Source organism: Bradyrhizobium sp. HKCCYLRH2060 (assembly GCF_051168135.1).
Taxonomy (GTDB): Bacteria; Pseudomonadota; Alphaproteobacteria; order Rhizobiales; family Xanthobacteraceae; genus Bradyrhizobium.
Window position 1 is genome coordinate 107,309 of the sequence record NZ_JBNPUK010000021.1, and the last position, 17,986, is coordinate 125,294.

Sequence of the window (17,986 nt, forward strand, 5' to 3'; positions counted from 1 at the left end):
AACAAGGACACCGACCATGTCGCTCATCCACGAAACCGATTACGGCACGCCGCTCTCCAAGTCCGAGAAGATGGTCACGCTCACCATCGACGGCCAGAGCATCACCGTTCCCGAGGGCACCTCGATCATGCGCGCGGCCATGGAGGCCGGCACGCAGATCCCGAAGCTGTGCGCGACCGACATGGTCGACGCGTTCGGCTCGTGCCGCCTCTGCCTCGTCGAGGTCGAGGGCCGCGCCGGCACGCCGGCCTCGTGCACCACGCCGGTGGCCGCGGGCCTCGTCGTGCACACCCAGACCGAGCGGCTGAAGAAGCTGCGCAAGGGCGTGATGGAGCTTTACATCTCCGACCATCCGCTCGACTGTCTGACCTGCGCCGCCAATGGCGATTGTGAGCTGCAGGACATGGCCGGCGCGGTCGGCCTGCGTGACGTGCGCTACGGCAACCAGGGTGAGAACCACGTGTTCGCCGACGCCTGCGGCGAGGCCAATCCGGCCTGGCTGCCGAAGGACGAGTCCAACCCCTATTTCACCTACGATCCCTCCAAGTGCATCGTCTGCTCGCGCTGCGTCCGCGCCTGCGAGGAGGTGCAAGGCACCTTCGCGCTGACCATCTCGGGCCGCGGCTTCGACAGCCGGGTGTCGCCGGGCATGAGCGAGAGCTTCCTCGGCTCGGAATGCGTCTCCTGCGGCGCCTGCGTGCAGGCCTGCCCGACCGCGACCCTGACCGAGAAGAGCGTGATCGAGATCGGCCAGCCCGAGCACTCGGCCGTCACCACTTGCGCCTATTGCGGCGTCGGCTGCACCTTCAAGGCCGAGATGCGCGGGGAGGAAGTGGTGCGCATGATGCCGTACAAGGACGGCAAGGCCAATCGCGGCCATTCCTGCGTCAAGGGCCGCTTCGCCTGGGGCTATGCGACCCACAAGGAGCGCATCCTCAAGCCGATGATCCGCGAGAGCATCGACCAGCCCTGGCGCGAGGTCTCCTATGACGAGGCGTTCAAATTCGCCGCCGACAAGATGCGTGGTATCCAGGCGAAGTATGGCCGCGACTCGATCGGCGGCATCACCTCGTCACGCTGCACCAACGAAGAGACCTATCTGGTGCAGAAGCTGATCCGCGCCGGCTTCGGCAACAACAACGTCGACACCTGCGCCCGCGTCTGCCATTCGCCGACCGGCTACGGCCTTGCCACCACCTTCGGCACCTCGGCCGGCACGCAGGACTTCGACTCGGTCGAGGACAGCGACGTCATCATGGTGATCGGCGCCAACCCGACCGACGCGCATCCGGTGTTCGGCTCGCGCATGAAGAAGCGGCTGCGCCAGGGCGCCAAGCTGATCGTTGTCGATCCGCGCAAGATCGATCTCGTGAAGTCGGCGCATGTCGTGGCGGACTACCATCTGCCGCTGCTGCCCGGCACCAACGTCGCGATCCTGACCGCGATGGCGCATGTCATCGTCACCGAGGGCCTCGTCAACGAGACCTTCGTGCGCGAGCGCTGCGACTGGAGCGAATTCCAGGATTGGGCCGAGTTCGTCGCGCTGGAGAAGAACAGCCCCGAAGCGGTCGCAAAGATCTCCGGTGTCGATGCGGAAGCGATCCGCGGCGCCGCCCGGCTCTACGCTACCGGCGGCAACGGCGCGATCTATTACGGCCTGGGCGTCACCGAGCACAGCCAGGGCTCGACCACGGTGATCGCGATCGCCAACCTCGCAATGGCGACCGGCAATATCGGCCGCCGCGGCGTCGGCGTGAACCCGCTGCGCGGCCAGAACAACGTGCAGGGCTCCTGCGACATGGGCTCGTTCCCGCACGAGCTGCCGGGCTACCGGCATATTGCGGGCGACGCGGTGCGCGAGCAGTTCGAGGCGATGTGGAACGTCAAGCTCAACCCCGAGCCGGGCCTGCGCATCCCCAACATGTTCGACTCGGCGATCGAAGGCACCTTCATGGGCCTCTATGTGCAGGGCGAGGACATCCTGCAGTCCGATCCGAACACCACGCATGTGGTGCAGGCGCTGTCGTCGATGGAATGCGTCATCGTGCAGGACCTGTTCCTGAACGAGACCGCCAACTACGCCCACGTGTTCCTGCCCGGCTCGACCTTCCTGGAGAAGGACGGCACCTTCACCAATGCCGAGCGCCGCATCCAGCGCGTGCGCAAGGTGATGACGCCGCGCAATGGCATGGCCGACTGGGAGGTCACGATCGGCCTCGCCAAGGCGATGGGCTTCGAGATGACGTACAACCACCCATCCGAGATCATGGACGAGATCGCGGCGCTGACGCCGACCTTCACCGGCGTCTCCTACCAGAAGCTCGAGGAGATGGGCTCGGTGCAGTGGCCCTGCAACGAGAAGTATCCCGAGGGCTCGCCGATCATGCATGTCGACGGCTTCGTCCGCGGCAAGGGCAAGTTCGTGGTCACCGAATATGTCGCGACCGACGAGCGCACCGGCCCGCGCTTCCCGCTGCTGCTCACCACGGGGCGCATCCTGTCGCAGTACAATGTCGGCGCCCAGACGCGGCGCACCGAGAACGTGGTGTGGCATGGCGAGGACGTGCTCGAGATCCATCCACACGATGCCGAGCAGCGCGGCATCCGCGACGGCGACTGGGTGCGGCTGACCAGCCGCGCCGGCGAGACCACGCTGCACGCGCTGATCTCCGAGCGCGTGGCGCCGGGCGTGGTCTACACCACCTTCCACCACCCGCTGACGCAGGCCAACGTCATCACCACCGACTATTCGGACTGGGCGACCAATTGTCCGGAGTACAAGGTCACGGCGGTGCAGGTGTCGCAGTCCAACGGACCGTCGGACTGGCAGAAGGCCTATGACGAGCAGGCCCGCAACTCGCGCCGCATCGCCCCGGTCGTGGAGGCGGCGGAGTAGCATGACCGATGCAGTGCGCATCGCGGATCGTCTGGTCTGGCGCGACGGAGCCCTCACCGAGGGCCACCGCCGCGTGCCGGAGGAGACCGCGGTCGCGCTGACCTACAATGGCGGCACCCAGGCCGTCATGATGGCGACGCCGCAGGACCTCCGCGACTTCGCCATCGGCTTCAGCCTGAACGAAGGTCTGGTCACGAGCCGCGACGACATCATCTCGCTGGACGTCGTCGAGCTGGATGACGGCATCGAGCTCAGGATGTGGCTGCCCGACGCTCTCGCCGAACGCCTGGCCGAGCGCCGCCGCAACATCGCCGGCCCCACCGGCTGCGGCCTGTGCGGCATCGATTCCATCAGCGAAGCGGTCCGGCCGGCAGCGCATGTCCCCGACGGCCGGCGTTTCACGCCGCGCGACGTCATGGCGGCCCTGGCGGCGATCGAGCCGCTGCAGAAGCTCAACCACGAGACCCGCGCGGTGCACGCCGCCGCCTTCTGGACGCCAGCGCGCGGCATCGTCGCGCTCCGCGAGGATGTCGGCCGCCACAACGCCCTCGACAAGCTCGCCGGCCACCTCGCGCAAGCGCGCTGTGCGGCGAGCGAGGGCCTCGTAGTCCTGACGAGCCGCGTCTCGGTCGAGCTGGTGCAGAAGGCGGCTGCCATGGGCGCACCCATCATGGTCGCGGTGTCAGCGCCGACCGCGCTCGCCATTCGCATGGCGGACGCCGCGGGCATCACGCTCATTGCCGTGGCCCGCAACGACGGCTTCGAAATCTTCACCCATCCCGAGCGGATCGTCGCGGGCGCCGAGACCGGCGCGCGACCAACACAGACGGACAACACCCATGTCGCATAACCCCTCCGAGCGCCTCGTCTACATGGCCAACCAGATCGGCAAGTTCTTCCAGAGCCAGGGGCAGGAGAAAGAGGTCGCCGGCGTCGCCGAGCACATCAAGAAGTTCTGGGACCCGCGCATGCTCAAGACGATCTATGCGCACCACGATGCCGGCGGCGCCGGCCTCGACCCGGCGGTGAAGGAAGCGATCGGCCGGCTGAAGCAGGCGGCGGTCGCCAAGGAAAAGGCATAGGCGGCCGTCCGACCGCGCTCCCGGTCATCCCTCCACGAGGGCGGTGAACACGCGCCGCACCTCGGTCTGCGTCTCGCGCAGCCGCGCCTCGAGCGCCGAGAAATCCGGCGCGTCGCCTGCGCGGGCCATCACCCGCAGCAGGTCCTCGCCGGCCTGATCCGGCCTGAACTTGTCGCTGACGCACAGCCGCACGATCTGCGTCAGATCGTGATACAGCCGTGCGGCCTGGCGCAGGATCACCGCTTCAGCACGCGGCAGCACGCCGAGCCGCTCGGCATTGTCGAGCACCGCGAGCGTGCTGACGTCGAGGATCTCCGGCGTCGTCGCCGCATGCACGAGCTGCAGATATTGCGCGACGAAGTCGATATCGACCATGCCGCCGGCGGCATGCTTGAGGTCCCACAGATCCGCCTCGCCCTTCTCGGCCGCGATCGCGCGGCGCATGTCGGCGACATCGCGCGCGATCGCACTCCTGTCGCGCACCCGCCGCAGCGCAGCCTGGATGATTTCCTCGATCCGAACCCGAAACGCCGGCGAAGCCGAGATCACCCGCGCCCGCGTCAGCGCCATGTGCTCCCAGGTCCACGCCTCCTGCTCCTGATAATGCGCAAAGGAGTCGATGTGCGAGGCCAGCGGGCCGGCGCGGCCCGACGGCCGCAGCCGCATGTCGATGTCGTAGAGCACGCCGTAATTGGTGCGCGAGGTGAAGGCTGAGATCAGCCGCTGAGTGAAGCGCGCGAAGTAGTGGGCGCCCTGCAGCGAGCGCTCGCCGTCGGAATCCGGGGCATCGCCGTCGAAATCATAGAGCAGGATCAGGTCGAGATCGGACGAGGCCGTCATCTCGCGGGCCCCGAGCCGTCCCATCGCGACGATCGCGGTCTCCTGGCCCTTGATGCGGCCGTGCTGGGCGGCGAAGCGCTCGGTCACGAGATCATGCACGGTGTGCACGATGCCCTCGGCGACGTCGGCAAACGCGGTGCCGGCCTGCTGCGCCGACACCGTGCCGGAGAGGATGCGCGTGCCGATCAGGAACAGGCTTTCCTGGCCGAACAGCCGGAGGCGATCGAGAAACTCCTCATAGGTCCCGGCATCCTGTAGCGTCGAGGCCAGCCGCTCCGACAATTCGCGCCGGTCCGGGATGGCGCCGAAGAAGCGCGGATCGATCAGGCCGTCCATCAGCCGCGGCTGCCGCGCCAGCATGTCGCCGAGCCGCGGCGCAGCGCCTAGCACGAGCGCGACGAGCGCAACGAGATCACGGTTCTGCCCGAGCAGGGTGATCAGGCGGCCGCCGAGCTGCAGCGCCTGCAGGAAGCGGTCGAAGGCCACGACGGCGCGATCCGGCTCGTCGGCATGGGCGAGACCATCGATCAGCGCGGGCAGGAAATCGGTGAACGCGGTGCGCGTCGCATCCGCACGGAACACGCGGTACTCGCCCGCCAGCCATTGCTGCAGGGTCTTGGCGACCATCACCGGATCGCGGAAGCCCAATCCGGCAAGATGCTCCATCAGGCGCGGCTCGTCGGGCCCGGCGCCATAGTTCACCGCGGGCAGGCTGACGGTGCCGGTCGGATCGCCCTCGAACAGCCGCGCGTAATGTCCCTGCACGATGTCGAGATGGAACAGCAGATCGGCCGCGAACCGCTCGCGGCTCTCATAGCCGAAGAAGCATGCGAATCGGCTCACGCCCTCGACATCGTCGGGCAGGCTGTGGATCTGCTCGTCCGCCATCATCTGCAGGCGGTGCTCGACCCGGCGCAGGAACTCATAGGCCGTGGTGAGCTCGTCGCGCGCCTGCTCCGTGATCCAGTTGCTGGCCGTGAGCACGTCGAGCGCCTGCAGGGTGGGACGCACCCGCAGCTCGGGATGACGGCCGCCGGCGATCAGCTGCTGGGTCTGGGCGAAGAACTCGATCTCGCGGATGCCGCCGCGGCCGACCTTGACGTTGTGGCCTTCGACCGCGATCTCGCTGTGGCCTCGATAGACCTGCATCTGCCGCTTCATGTCGTGGACGTCGGTCAGCGCCTGGAAGTCGAGATGCTTGCGCCAGACGAACGGCGACAGCTCCGCCAGCATCGCCTCGCCCGCCGCGACGTCGCCGGCACAGACCCGCGCCTTGATCATCGCGGCGCGTTCCCAGGTGCGGCCCTCGCGCTCGTAGTAATGCAGCGCCGCCTCGGTCGACATCGCCACCTGCGTCGAGGCCGGATCCGGCCGCAGCCGCAGATCGACGCGGAACACGTAGCCGTCCGCGGTGCGGCTCTGCAGCAGCCGCGCCATCGCCTGCGTCACGCGGACGAAGAACGGCTGCGGCTCGATGTCGCGCGCCAGCGAATTGACCTCGGGATCGAAGAACACGATCAGGTCGATGTCGCTCGAATAGTTGAGCTCGCCCGCCCCCATCTTGCCCATCGCGAGCACGAACAGGCCGCTGCCCTGCTCCGGATCGTCGGCATCGACGGGCGCGAGCCGGCCGCGCACGGTCTCCAGCCTCAGCAGGTATCGCAGCGCCATCTGCACCGAGGACACCGCGACATCGGTCAGCCCCGCCGTCACCTGCATCACCGGCCACACGCCGCCGATGTCGCACAGCGCGATCAAGAGCGCGGCCTCGGATTTCAGCCGGCGCAAAAGGCTCATCACCTCGGCTTCATTGGACGCGGCAAACACCTCGCGGCCGGTGCGGGCGATCAGCTCGGCGAGATGCGCCTGCGGCTCGCAGCGCAAGAGACGATCGAGGCGATGGCCGTCGGCGCGGACGAGATCGAACAGATAGGGCGAGCACTCGGCAATCCCGAGCAGGATGGTGCGGGCCCAGCCGCCAGCGAGCAGCGGGCGGAGCGAGGCGGCCAAGGACGGCTCGAGCTCGGCGAGCCACTCGTTGAGACGGAGTTCGGCTTTGTCGGGCGCACGGACATGTGGGCCGGCAACGAAACGTTCGGCCAGCATCTGCCCGTCCGCGTTTCCCGGCGCGGATGAGGTCATGCGGCCTTCTGTGGCACATCCTGCGCCGGCGCCGCAAGCTTGGCGGGCTGGCCTGCGCCGGCCGGCAGCACCAGGGTCGCGACCAGGCCCGGCCTGGCATCGCCGAGCCGGAGCTCGCCGCCATGCAGGGTCGCCACCGCGGCGGCGAGGCTGAGGCCGAGGCCGGACCCCGGCAAGGTGCGGGACGCCTCCAGCCGCACGAAGCGCTCGACGGCGTGCTTGCGCTCGGCCTCGGGGATGCCCTCGCCATGATCGGTGACGCTGAGCAGCACCTGTCCGCCCTCGCGCCGCGCCTCGATCAGGATCTCGCGGCTATCAGCCGCGGCGGCGGCATCGAGCGGCAGCGCCGCCGGCTTGCCGTATTTGATCGCGTTCTCGACGAGATTGGCGAGCGCCTGGCTGATCAGCTCGCGATTGCCATGCACCGGCGCGGCCGCGGCCTTGACCCGCAGGGTCATCTCGTTGTCCTCGGCCAGCGGCTCGTACAATTCGTGGATGCCGCCGGCGACCTCGGCCGCATCGAACTCGACCATGTCGCCGCGCGCCTGCCCGGACTCCGCCCGCGCGATCATCAGCAGCGCATTGAAAGTTCGAATGAGCCCGTCGGACTCCTCGATCGTGCGCTCCAGCGCGGCGCGATATTCGTCCTCGGAGCGCGACTTCGCCAGCGCCTCCTCGGCGCGGTTGCGCAGGCGCGTCAGCGGCGTCTTGAGATCATGCGCGATGTTGTCGGAGACCTCCTTGAGGCCGGTCATCAGCGCCTCGATGCGCTCCAGCATCGCGTTGAGATTCTCCGCCAGGCGATCGAGCTCGTCGCCGCTGCGCCCGACCGGCAGCCGGCCGGAGAGATCGCCATCCATGATCCGCCGCGTCGTGCCGGTCATGGCGTCGATCCGGACCAGCACGCGCCGCGCGACGAAGATGCCGCCGCCGATGCCGAGCACGACCACGACCAGCACCGACCATTGCGCCGCCTTGGCGACGATGCCGAACATGCGGCGGCGCTCCTCGAGATCGCGGCCGATCAAAAGCCGGAAACCGCTGGAGAGCTGGGTGACATAGACCAGCGCGCGGTGGCTGTGCTCGGTGCTGTCGTCGAGCCGCCGGTAGAACGTCTCCGACCAGCCGGACGAGCCCATCACGCCCGGCGCCAGCGAGCCGACATTGCCGGCGATCGCCTGCCCGCTCGGCGTGGTGATGAGATAGAGATTGGCGCCCGGCCGCAGCGCGCGGCTTTCGATCGCGCCGACGATGCCGCGCAGGCCCCAGCGGGCGAAGATGTCGGTCATCTCGCTGATCTCGGAGGTGACCGTGGTCGAGATCTGCTCGGTGATGAGGCGGCGGGTGTTCCAGGCGAAATAGCCGAGCAGCGAGGCTGCGAACAGCGCAAACAACAGCAGATAGACCAGCGTCAGCCGGAATGCCGTGGTGCGGATCAGCTTACCGAAGGCCGTCACGGATCATGTACCCCGCGCCGCGGATGGTGTGGAGCAGCGGACGGTCGAACCCCTTGTCGATCTTGGAGCGCAGCCGCGAGATGTGGACGTCGATCACGTTGGTCTGCGGATCGAAGTGATAGTCCCAGACGTTCTCCAGCAGCATCGTGCGCGTCACCACCTGGCCCGCATGCTTCATGAGATATTCGAGCAGCCGGAACTCGCGCGGCTGCAACGTCAATTCATCCTTGCCGCGCGCCACCCGATGCGACAGCCGGTCGAGCTCGAGGTCGCCGACCTTATAGGTGGTCTCCTCGGCCGGGCCGCCATGGCGGCGCGACAGCACCTCGACGCGGGCCAGCAGCTCGGCAAAGGCGTAGGGTTTCGGCAGATAATCGTCGCCGCCGGCGCGCAGGCCCTTGATGCGGTCGTCGACCTGGCCGAGCGCCGACAGGATCAGCACCGGCGTCCGGTTGCCCTTGTCGCGCAGCGCGCCGATCAGCGACAGGCCGTCGCGCTTGGGCAGCATGCGGTCGACCACCAGCACGTCGTAATCCCCGCTCTCGGCCATGGCGAGCCCCTCCTCGCCGTCGCTGGCGAGGTCTGCGACATGTCCGACCTCGCGGAACGCCTTGACCAGATAGTCGGCGGACTCGCGGTCGTCTTCGATGATCAGGAGGCGCATTGCGGAAACGGGGGCGGCGGTCACGGTTGGATGTCCATCTACATGGACCGGCCGCCGTTTCCGTGCAAGGCGGCATGGGCCCGGGGTTGATCGGCAGCAAAGTGGGCGGTGAGGCTGGGGGACCTCACCGCCCGAGTTCCTTCCGACGGAGGGGGGCATTATCCAACGGAAGGTTTGCGGGAGCGGAACTTGAAGCCCGCCCCCAGGAAGAGCCGCCGGTGCGGGGGCACATGCCGGCGGTCTCCCATCTCGTGAGGGCCTTAGCCCTCCCTTAGCCCTTGGCCAGCGGCACCGCGACGAAGCGCGACTGGCCGCCGCTCTTCACACGCATCAGCACGCTGTTCTTGTTGTCGGCCTTGGCGGCGTTGATCGCCTCGCGCACGTCACCGGCCGAGGTCACCGACTTGCCCGCGACCTCGAGGATGACGTCGCCTTCCTTGAAGCCGCGATCGGCAGCGGCGCTCTTCGGATCGACCTCGGTGACGACGACGCCCTCCTTGCCGGCGCCGGCGACGCTCGACGCGGGCGCCACCGTCATGCCGAGCTTCGGCACGTCGGCGCCGCGGGTCGGGCTCGCATTGTCGCCGCCGGTGTCGGCCTTGGCCTCGATGGTGTTCGGCAGCTTGCCGAGCGTCAGGTTGATGGTCTTGTCCTCGCCCTTGTGCAGGACGTTGAGCTTGACCGAGGCGCCCGGCGCGATGCCGCCGATGGTGCGGGCGAGCTCACGCGCGTCCTTCACCGGCTCGCCGTTGACAGCGGTGATGACGTCGCCGGACTGGATGCCCGCCTTCGCCGCCGGGCCGTTGGCCTGCGGCTCGGCGACCAGCGCGCCCTCGGCCTTCTTCATGCCGAGGCTGTCGGCGATGTCCTGCGTCACCGGCTGGATCTGCACGCCGATCCAGCCGCGGCTGACCGAGCCGTTGTCCTTGAGCTGGGCCACCACGCTCTTCACCGTCGAGGCGGGGATCGAGAACGCGATGCCGACGCTGCCGCCGGACGGCGAGTAGATCGCGGTGTTGACGCCGACGACATTGCCGTCGACATCGAACGCCGGACCGCCGGAATTGCCCTTGTTCACGGGCGCGTCGATCTGGATGAAATCATCATACGGGCCGTTGCCGATGTCGCGGCCGACCGCCGAGACGATGCCGGCCGTCACCGTGCCGCCGAGGCCGAACGGGTTGCCGACCGCCAGCACCCAGTCGCCGATGCGCGGCTTGCCGTCGGCGAGCTTGGCGAACGAGAAGTTCGAGCCGCCCTCGACCTTGATCAGCGCCAGATCCGTGCGCGGATCGGTGCCGATCACCTTGGCGCTGTAGGTCTTGCCGTCGTCGGTCGTCACCTCGACCTTGTTGGCGCTGTCGACCACGTGGTTGTTGGTCACGGCATAGCCGTCGGCGGAGATGAAGAAGCCGGAGCCCTGCCCGGTCACGGCGCGACCGCCACCACGACCGCCGCGGCCCGGCATGCCGGGAATGCCGTTCTCACCGCCGAAGCGGCGGAAGAAGCGTTCCATCGGCGAGCCCGGCTGGAACGGCAGATCCTCGTCGCTGTCGTCCTTCGACACCTTCTCGGCGATGTTGACCTTGACCGAAATCACCGACGGCTTCACCCGCTCCACGATGTCGGCAAAGCCGATCGGGCGCGCGACCTTGCTGACCTCGTTCGCCACCTGCGCATGCGCCGAGGTCGAGAACAGGTCGAGCGGCGCCCCCTGCGGCGACAGGCCATAGGCGGCAACACCGAGGCCCGCGACCACGGAGGCCATCAGCGCGAACTTGCGCGCCGAGAACAGCCCGCGCCGGGACTGGCGACAGGATGGAAGCGAGGACAGGTCGGTCGGACGGTCAGTCATACGGTTTTCTCCGCAAGTGATTTTGGTCAAGGTCTAAACGTGTGTCCCGGGCTGTGCGCCCCGTTCGCAAGTGAAGATGGGACTTGCCGCCTTACGGCGTGCTGGCTGCGGCGTTAAACTTCTGTAATGGATGGACACACAGACTGCGGCGGAATGGCGCGGATGGTGGAACGAGGCGGAAAAGCCTTGCGAGACCAGGCGCTTGCCCACGCCCCGGCCGCCCCGTGACGGCCATCATTTTGGCCGGTCCGACCAAAGTCGTACCCCCCGTAGGGCGGGTTGGCCGCAGGCGTAACCCGCCGCCTTTCCAACAGCCCCCCGATCCAGCCGCCGCACATCCGCCCGCACGGGAGCCAGCCCCCGGCGGATGACGCTTTCGCCATTCCGCCCTACCCGTCCGGTGCGCTCGAAATGACGCCCGGAGCAACTATCCTGATCCACACGAACAACAGCATGTGGAGAAAACGAACCGCGCGTCGTGCCTCCACATCCTCGCGACGCATCCCGCGCCCGAGCTATGCCCTTGAACTCGCACCCTCGCAGCGAGGGCACAGGGAAGGCCGGGCGCTGGCCGCGCCCGTGGCCCGCCTGCGTAAAAAAATGCAGGCGGCAGGTACCACAGGTCTGGCCGAACACGCCCGGCCCTCCCTGTGCGATGGTTTTAACATTTATACGTGCTCTCCCCGGGGACCGGCTCATTGACCCCGTCGCCGGCGGATCATCACCACCGGCTTGGCCTCGGCACCGGGAGGCCAGGACGACACGATTTCCTGTCCGCAGTCAGCCGTTCGTCGGCGAGGCCAAAGCCCCGCTGCGGCAGCCCGCATCCATCGCATTCCATCCCGACGTCCGTGACGATCGCGATACGCCCCTCGGTGGAACGGAACGGGCGGAAGATACGGGTGATTTGGGGTGGGAGGCAAGAGGATTTTTGATTTTCGGAAGACGGAGTGATTGGGGCGACGGGCAGAGGACACCGATAGAGCGGGCCGCGGTCGACCGACCGATCAGTCCCCACCAAAGCGGCTATCGGCTAGACAGCAGTCCTCCAGCATCATTCACGGCAATACTTCCATGAGTTGTTCAGCCAGCGCTTGAATATAAAGTGCGTTGGCCGTGCTGCACAACTGCGCTTGGCTAAGCAGCGAAAGACAAGATAAGCTATCGATTATTCGATAGCGGTGACATCTCCTGGGGAGAGTGCGCCTTGAAAACGATCAATATTTCAAATCACGACTTCATTGCCATTACCGAGCATGATGAGGACCACTTCTACGACGTCAAGGAATTTGCGGTTAGCGGCAAAGCAATTCAAAAGATTGCAGCAGCGTTCTCCAACGCCGATGGTGGTGAGTTCATCATTGGGATAAAAGACAAAGGATCTGGGCTGCCGCCGAACGAACGCTGGGAAGGTGTCCAAGACATCGAACAATTCAACGGGCACCTCCAAGCACTCTTCGAAGTGAAACCGGCTCTAGACGTCAAATTTGAATTTCTTCGGCGTGATGGTGGCGAAGGCTTTGCGTTGCGCATCACCATCGAAAAGGGGACCCAGGTCTGCACTACGGCGGACGGCACTATCTATGTTCGTCAAGGAGCTCAGTCGTTACCGGTCAAGGATCCCGACCGGATTCAGCAACTCAGTTTCTCGAAAGGAGCCGTCTCATATGAAGATTTTCCACTCCCGGAGCTCCCTCCTGAACAGATCACTGAGGGCAGCGAGATAGCAAACTTTCTGGCCGACTATTCTCCAAGAACTGACGCTTTAGAGTTTTGCCTGAACCAAAATTTGCTTGAGTTTAAAACTTGGCAGCCGCGCGTTGTCGGGGCCCTGCTTTTTCACCCCGTGCCCAGCGCGGTGATCCCCAAGAAATGCGCGATTAAGATCACGAGATATGAGACTAAAGAGGACGACCCTGAGAGGGACCATTTGGCCGACCAAGCCACAATTGAAGGTCCAGCATACAAACTGATACACGACTCCATCGCTCGCGTCACACAAATGATGTCCAACATTGAAGTGTGGACAACAAACGGACTTAAGAAGATTGAGTATCCGCCCGAAGCTTTATGGGAGACTATTGTCAACGCCGTTCTTCATCGCGATTACTCGATATCAGATGACATACAGATTCTTATCTTTGACAACAGAATCGAAATTCTGAGCCCTGGAAAGCTACCGGGTTACGTGAACATCGAGAATATTCTGGATGCGCGATTCTCTCGGAACGCAAAACTCGTTCGCACGCTAAATCGCTACAAGGACCCTCCAAATAAGGATCTCGGCGAAGGGCTGAACACCGCATTTCAGAAAATGAAGGAATTCGGGTTGAAGGACCCCGTAATTTCGGAGGAAGGCAACTATGTTAAGGTAGTTCTACCGCATCTGCCGCTAGCCGCCCCTTCCGTGGCGATAATGGACTTTTTGCGGCAGCACGATCAGATCACTAATAGGCAGGCTCGCGATCTGACCGGCATTAGATCCGAGAACTCCGTTAAAACTGAATTCTACAAGCTCCGCGACGAAGGACACTTGGAGCGCGTCCCATGTCTCGCAGGCAATAAGTCTGCTTGGCGCTTGACTGAAAAGGGCAAGGCCTTCCTAAATGAATAGAAAGCCTTGGCTTGCTTAGAAGCACTCAGCCTACCGTGTAGCCTGAGGAATATTTGCGAACCTGGCTTGACAAAGACCGAAATGTCAACCGCAGATTGCTGTTATAGCTTTGTTGACCCGAGAGCGCGACCTTAAAGATGTCCACCAAACTACCAAGCCGAGAATGGTTTGAAATGGCTGACCATCGGCGGCGGCGGTATGCCTCCGCGGTTTGGGTACCGCTTAGAGCATCAGAACAGATCGTTGCAGAAGGTCAATATCCCGAACCAGGATGGAAAGAAGAATTCTTCGTAATGAATACTACAGCCTTCCCTGCTGGAAAACGACGGGAAGCTGAAAAGCTCGATTGGCACGACTTCACACACTCACCGGGCCCGTACGCCTACCGAGACGGACGATATAAGCCCTGCGAGGTTTATCAAGCCAATGATTACGAGGATATGGGGATAGATTTTGTATTCGAGCAACACGTTGGAAACGGGCATCCTCGCATTTGGCATCTCAGCCAAGATCTCGTAATGGCGCTACGTCTTTTGCAAGAAGGAGATCAATGGGTAAGACCGGATGAGGACTATGCAGTCATAGTGCGGCAACGCCGCGATCATGATGGTTCCGTCGTTGCAATAGAAATTCGCAGTGATTGTCTTCGGGATTATCTCGCGGCGCGCGGACTTGCGCTTCGTCTGTACTATTTTCGCTCGCGCACGGCAATCGACACAGACCCCTCGCACCTACCATGGCCACCAGAGGGAATTTCCGAAGAGAACAGTCCCAACCGATTTGAAGCTCGTGTTTGGGAGATAGATCGGAGCGGCGGGCGATATGGGGATGGCATCGGGGTATTTACTGTATGGCGAACAGATGTCGACCCCGAGGAGGACGTTCCAATCTTTGGCCCAGAGGATGCTTCGAATACAGAAAGCTCTTCGAGAGAGTTCGTCCGCAAAGGCATAAAGAACTTCAGAGCCGTAGGAGAGATGTGGCAGGCCGAGTGGATAGATCCTGCAGATAGAAGCGAGCGAGTTCGTGGTGACAGTCCTGCCGAACAAAGTAGCTTCATCGTTGACGCGAGTGGAGAACGATGGTCATCATCAAGGCTTGATCATGAGAACATTGGTCGGTACCTTTGGTTCGATCCCAGGATTGTCAGTTCACTCTTGCAAAGGAGAGCTGGAGGCCTCCTTTGGTATTCGCGGGACACAGGCGAGATTTGGTCTCTCCCAGACTACAAAATACACTTCGGCATAAATCGAGCCGGCTTGCTGACCGTTTACGCTTACGACGTCGCAAGACTACCGATGTGGCAGCAGAGGACATGGGCGGCCTTCAATGTCCCTCCCGACGGAGCAGTGTCGGTTGAGCTTCTCGACGCACAAATGCGGACACGCCCCGCATCCACGATTGCACCAGAGGCCGCCATTCCCGAACTGGTGGACAGGCTGGACGAATTGTTTCGTGAGTGGATCGGCGCGGCGCTGTTCAAGCCCCACGATGCGACGGTAGTAATCATGAAGAATGTCCATCGATTTAGAGCGTTAGATCAAAGCGGCTTGCTGGCACTTGCGAAAGACCTGGCTCGTCTGACTGCGGACCGAATTGACATTGGTGCGCTACGCGCGATTGCCCCGGCGCCGAAAGACGAAAAATGGGGATCCCTGAAATCTCTAGAGAAAGCGCTAGCAACTATTTTGCCAGCGGATCAATCTCGGTCACTAATGACGCCCCTTGTCGGAGTTTACGAACTCCGTCTAGGCGACGCTCACCTACCCTCCGGCGAAATCGAGGATGCATTCGCCATGATAGGAGTTGATCGATCCCAACCCACTATTTTTCAAGGGCTTGAGCTCCTGGCGCGGACAGCCAATGCATTGATCATGATTGGCCGAGCGGTCTCTAAGGCTTTGCCGGGAACAAGCGGCGGAGCCGAGGCAGAAGGTTAGCAGCAGCGTAAGCCGCCGCTCTTTCTCGGCAGGCCATAGCGGATTACGCTGCGGCATCCGCCAAAGGAGCCCGTAAAAGCCACCCCCGCCCCAACCTCACGCGGCCTGTAACGACCCCAAGAACCTACTCACCTCCCGCTTCAATCGCCCGCTCTCCGCCGACAGCGACCTCGCCGCCGCCAGCACCTGGGCCGACGCGGACCCCGTCTCCGACGCGCCGCGCTGCACGTCGTCGATGTTGCGCGACACGCGTTGGGTGCCGTTGGCGGCGTGCTGGACGTTGCGGGAAATCTCTTGCGTCGCGGCGCCCTGCTCTTCGACCGCCGCGGAGACGGCGGCGGAGATTTCGGAGAGGCGGCCGATGGTGCTGCCGATCTCCTTGATCGAGCCGACCGACTCCTCGGTGGCGGCCTGGATGCCGGAGACCTGCTGGGCGATCTCGCCGGTGGCCTTGGCGGTCTGCTCGGCCAGCGCCTTGACCTCGGCGGCGACCACCGCGAAGCCGCGGCCGGCTTCGCCCGCGCGCGCCGCCTCGATGGTGGCGTTGAGCGCCAAGAGGTTGGTCTGGCCGGCGATGCTCGAGATCAGCTCGAGCACGTCGCCGATGCGCGTGGCGGCCTTCGACAGCGTGCCGACGCGCTCATTGGTGCGGTTGGCCTGCGCCACCGCTTCGCTCGCGATGCGCGCGGATTCCTGCACCTGGCGGGAGATCTCGCTGACCGAGGACGACAGCTCCTCGGCGGCGGAGGCCACCGTCTGCACGTTGGACGAGGCCTCCTGCGAGGCGGCGGCGACCTCGGTCGACAAATCCTGGCCGCGCGCGGCGGTGCTGGTCAGCGTCCCGGCGGAGGCTTCGAGCTCGCTCGAGGCATGCGACACCGCATCGACGATCTCGCCGACCGCCTGCTCGAACTGGCGGGCGAGCTTCGCCATGTCGTCCCGGCGCTGCTGCTCCTGCCGCGCTTCGGCGTCCGCATGCTCCGCGCGCAGCCGCTCGGTCTCGGCCATGTTGTCCTTGAACACCTGGATCGCCGTCGCCATGGCGCCGATCTCGTCACGGGCGCCGCGGCCGGGGATCTCGACGGCGACGTCGCCGCTCGCGAGCCGTCCCATCGCCCGCGTCATCGACGCCAGCGGGCCTGTGATGCTGCGCGCGATCAGGACCGCGACGAGGCAGCCGAACAGGATGGCGGCGGCGCCGACCAGCATCTGCAGCGAGATCGTGCTGGCGATGGCGCCCTCGGCCGATGTGCGCGAGGCGTGATAGTCGGCATTCACCGCCGTCTCGGCGGCCTTGAGCGTGTCGATGCTTCTGGCGATCAGCGGCTCGATCGCGTTGGCGTAGATGTCCTCGGACTTCAGCGCCGCGGCGGCGGTGGCCTCGAACGCGCTCTTGTTGAGCGCCAGCGAAGCCTTCACCGGCGCGATCGCGACCAGCACGCCCGCCGGCGGCGACGCGCCCTCCAAGGTGGCGAGCCGCTGCTCGACATTGTCGACGCCGGCGCGGAAGGCGGACGCGGACTTGGTGTCGCGTAGCGCCAGGAAGCGCCAGGTGGCGATGCGGACGAGCTGCAGGCGGGCGTCGATGTCCGCGACCGCGGTCATCACCTCCGGCTCCTTGGAGATGCGCGCCGCGATCGACAGCTTGGCGGCCTTGGCGGCGAGGTCCTCGCCGCCCGGCAGCAGCGCGGCACGGCCGGTCTTCACCTGCTTGACGGCGTCGCTCAGTGCATCGCGCTGGGTCTTCATCTGCCCGATCTCGCTCGTGAGATCGTCATAGAGCTTGCGCCGCTCCGCCGACAGCGGGCCGGCGGTGGCCGCCTGCAGCAGCGCGGTCGCCGCCGCCTCGCGCTCGGCGGCCTCCTTGAGCGCCGGCTCGTTGGCGTCGTGGATGTAGCGCAGGTTGGCGCGCTGGATCGCCTGCAGATGGTTGGAGACCTGCAGGATGCGCGCGGTCGCGTCCGACAGCGCCGACATGCTCGCGACCTGGTCGCGCACCGCCCACAGATTCCACACCGCCACCGCGGCCATCACGGCGCCGGCGACGATGAGCGCCGCAAAGCCGGCGTAGAGACGCCCCCTGATCTTCAAGCTCATCATGTCCTCGTCCGCTCCCCCAAGAGCGGCAGGCGGGCGAACTGACGTCGCCGCGCGCCTGCCCCGCAGCAGCGGCCGCCTGGCTGGCGACTCACAGCTGTGCTGTATGCACGATGGGCGGTATTTACTAATAGCGGGTTAGACGGAGCCGCGGGGACGGGGCATCGTTTGTCGCCGAGCTACGCAGTCCGGATGCGTGCCGTCCGGTGCACTCAGCTCGCGGCGGACGCAGGTGCGCTCAACTCACTCGGTCGTCATGCGCGGGCTTGACCCGCGCATCCATCCCTTGCGCAGACGGACCGGCGTGGATGGCCGGGTCAAGCCCACGGCTGTCCGGTTCAGACAGACTGGACATGGTGCATGGCGTGTATTCTTCTGCGGTCTTGAGCATCGCCAAAT

Annotated in this window: 10 protein-coding genes; 5 read left to right on the forward strand and 5 right to left on the reverse strand. The window is 65.0% G+C overall.

Translation table 11 applies throughout. The features are described 5' to 3' along the window. Window positions 1-16 precede the first annotated feature (16 nt). Genes fdhF through ACQR10_RS29810 form a run of 3 tightly spaced genes read left to right on the forward strand, consistent with a single transcriptional unit; the run spans window position 17 to window position 3,978 of the window. Window positions 17-2,896, forward strand: coding sequence for a formate dehydrogenase subunit alpha (fdhF, locus tag ACQR10_RS29800; RefSeq protein ID WP_316218517.1), 2,880 nt, complete (start codon window positions 17-19; stop codon window positions 2,894-2,896). A gap of 13 nt (window positions 2,897-2,909) precedes the next feature. After that, window positions 2,910-3,746, forward strand: a complete 837-nt coding sequence (fdhD, locus tag ACQR10_RS29805; protein WP_316218525.1) for a formate dehydrogenase accessory sulfurtransferase FdhD — start codon at window positions 2,910-2,912, stop codon at window positions 3,744-3,746. Next, the gene (locus tag ACQR10_RS29810; protein ID WP_315777578.1) at window positions 3,736-3,978 is read left to right on the forward strand and encodes a formate dehydrogenase subunit delta; all 243 of its coding nucleotides are present in this window, start codon (window positions 3,736-3,738) and stop codon (window positions 3,976-3,978) included. The genes fdhD and ACQR10_RS29810 overlap by 11 nt, the downstream gene beginning before the upstream one ends. A gap of 24 nt (window positions 3,979-4,002) precedes the next feature. Here the strand turns inward: ACQR10_RS29810 and ACQR10_RS29815 are convergent, their stop codons facing one another. The 4 genes from ACQR10_RS29815 to ACQR10_RS29830 all read right to left on the reverse strand — a co-directional run bounded on the left by ACQR10_RS29815 (window position 4,003) and on the right by ACQR10_RS29830 (window position 10,936). Next, window positions 4,003-6,960, reverse strand: coding sequence for a bifunctional [glutamine synthetase] adenylyltransferase/[glutamine synthetase]-adenylyl-L-tyrosine phosphorylase (locus tag ACQR10_RS29815; protein WP_316218518.1), 2,958 nt, complete (start codon window positions 6,958-6,960; stop codon window positions 4,003-4,005). After that, the gene (locus tag ACQR10_RS29820) at window positions 6,957-8,417 is read right to left on the reverse strand and encodes a sensor histidine kinase (protein ID WP_316218519.1); all 1,461 of its coding nucleotides are present in this window, start codon (window positions 8,415-8,417) and stop codon (window positions 6,957-6,959) included. The genes ACQR10_RS29815 and ACQR10_RS29820 overlap by 4 nt, the downstream gene beginning before the upstream one ends. After that, window positions 8,401-9,081, reverse strand: coding sequence for a response regulator transcription factor (locus tag ACQR10_RS29825; RefSeq protein ID WP_315726077.1), 681 nt, complete (start codon window positions 9,079-9,081; stop codon window positions 8,401-8,403). Before ACQR10_RS29825 ends, ACQR10_RS29820 begins: the two co-directional genes overlap by 17 nt. Before the next feature lie 271 nt (window positions 9,082-9,352). After that, window positions 9,353-10,936 (reverse strand): Do family serine endopeptidase, encoded by a 1,584-nt coding sequence (locus ACQR10_RS29830; RefSeq protein ID WP_316218520.1) that lies wholly within the window; start codon window positions 10,934-10,936, stop codon window positions 9,353-9,355. A gap of 1,207 nt (window positions 10,937-12,143) precedes the next feature. On the opposite strand from ACQR10_RS29830, the gene ACQR10_RS29835 reads away from it, so the two are divergent. Both ACQR10_RS29835 and ACQR10_RS29840 read left to right on the forward strand, forming a co-directional pair. Further along, window positions 12,144-13,550 (forward strand): ATP-binding protein, encoded by a 1,407-nt coding sequence (locus ACQR10_RS29835; RefSeq protein ID WP_316218522.1) that lies wholly within the window; start codon window positions 12,144-12,146, stop codon window positions 13,548-13,550. 137 nt (window positions 13,551-13,687) lie between these two features. Next, a complete protein-coding gene (locus ACQR10_RS29840; protein ID WP_316218523.1) occupies window positions 13,688-15,490 on the forward strand; it encodes a hypothetical protein in 1,803 nt (600 codons plus the stop codon). A 96-nt stretch (window positions 15,491-15,586) separates the two neighbouring features. On the opposite strand, the gene ACQR10_RS29845 is transcribed toward ACQR10_RS29840, so the two are convergent. Further along, on the reverse strand, window positions 15,587-17,590 hold the full coding sequence (locus ACQR10_RS29845; RefSeq protein ID WP_316218524.1) for a methyl-accepting chemotaxis protein: 2,004 nt from the start codon (window positions 17,588-17,590) through the stop codon (window positions 15,587-15,589). Between the last annotated feature and the right edge of the window lie 396 nt (window positions 17,591-17,986).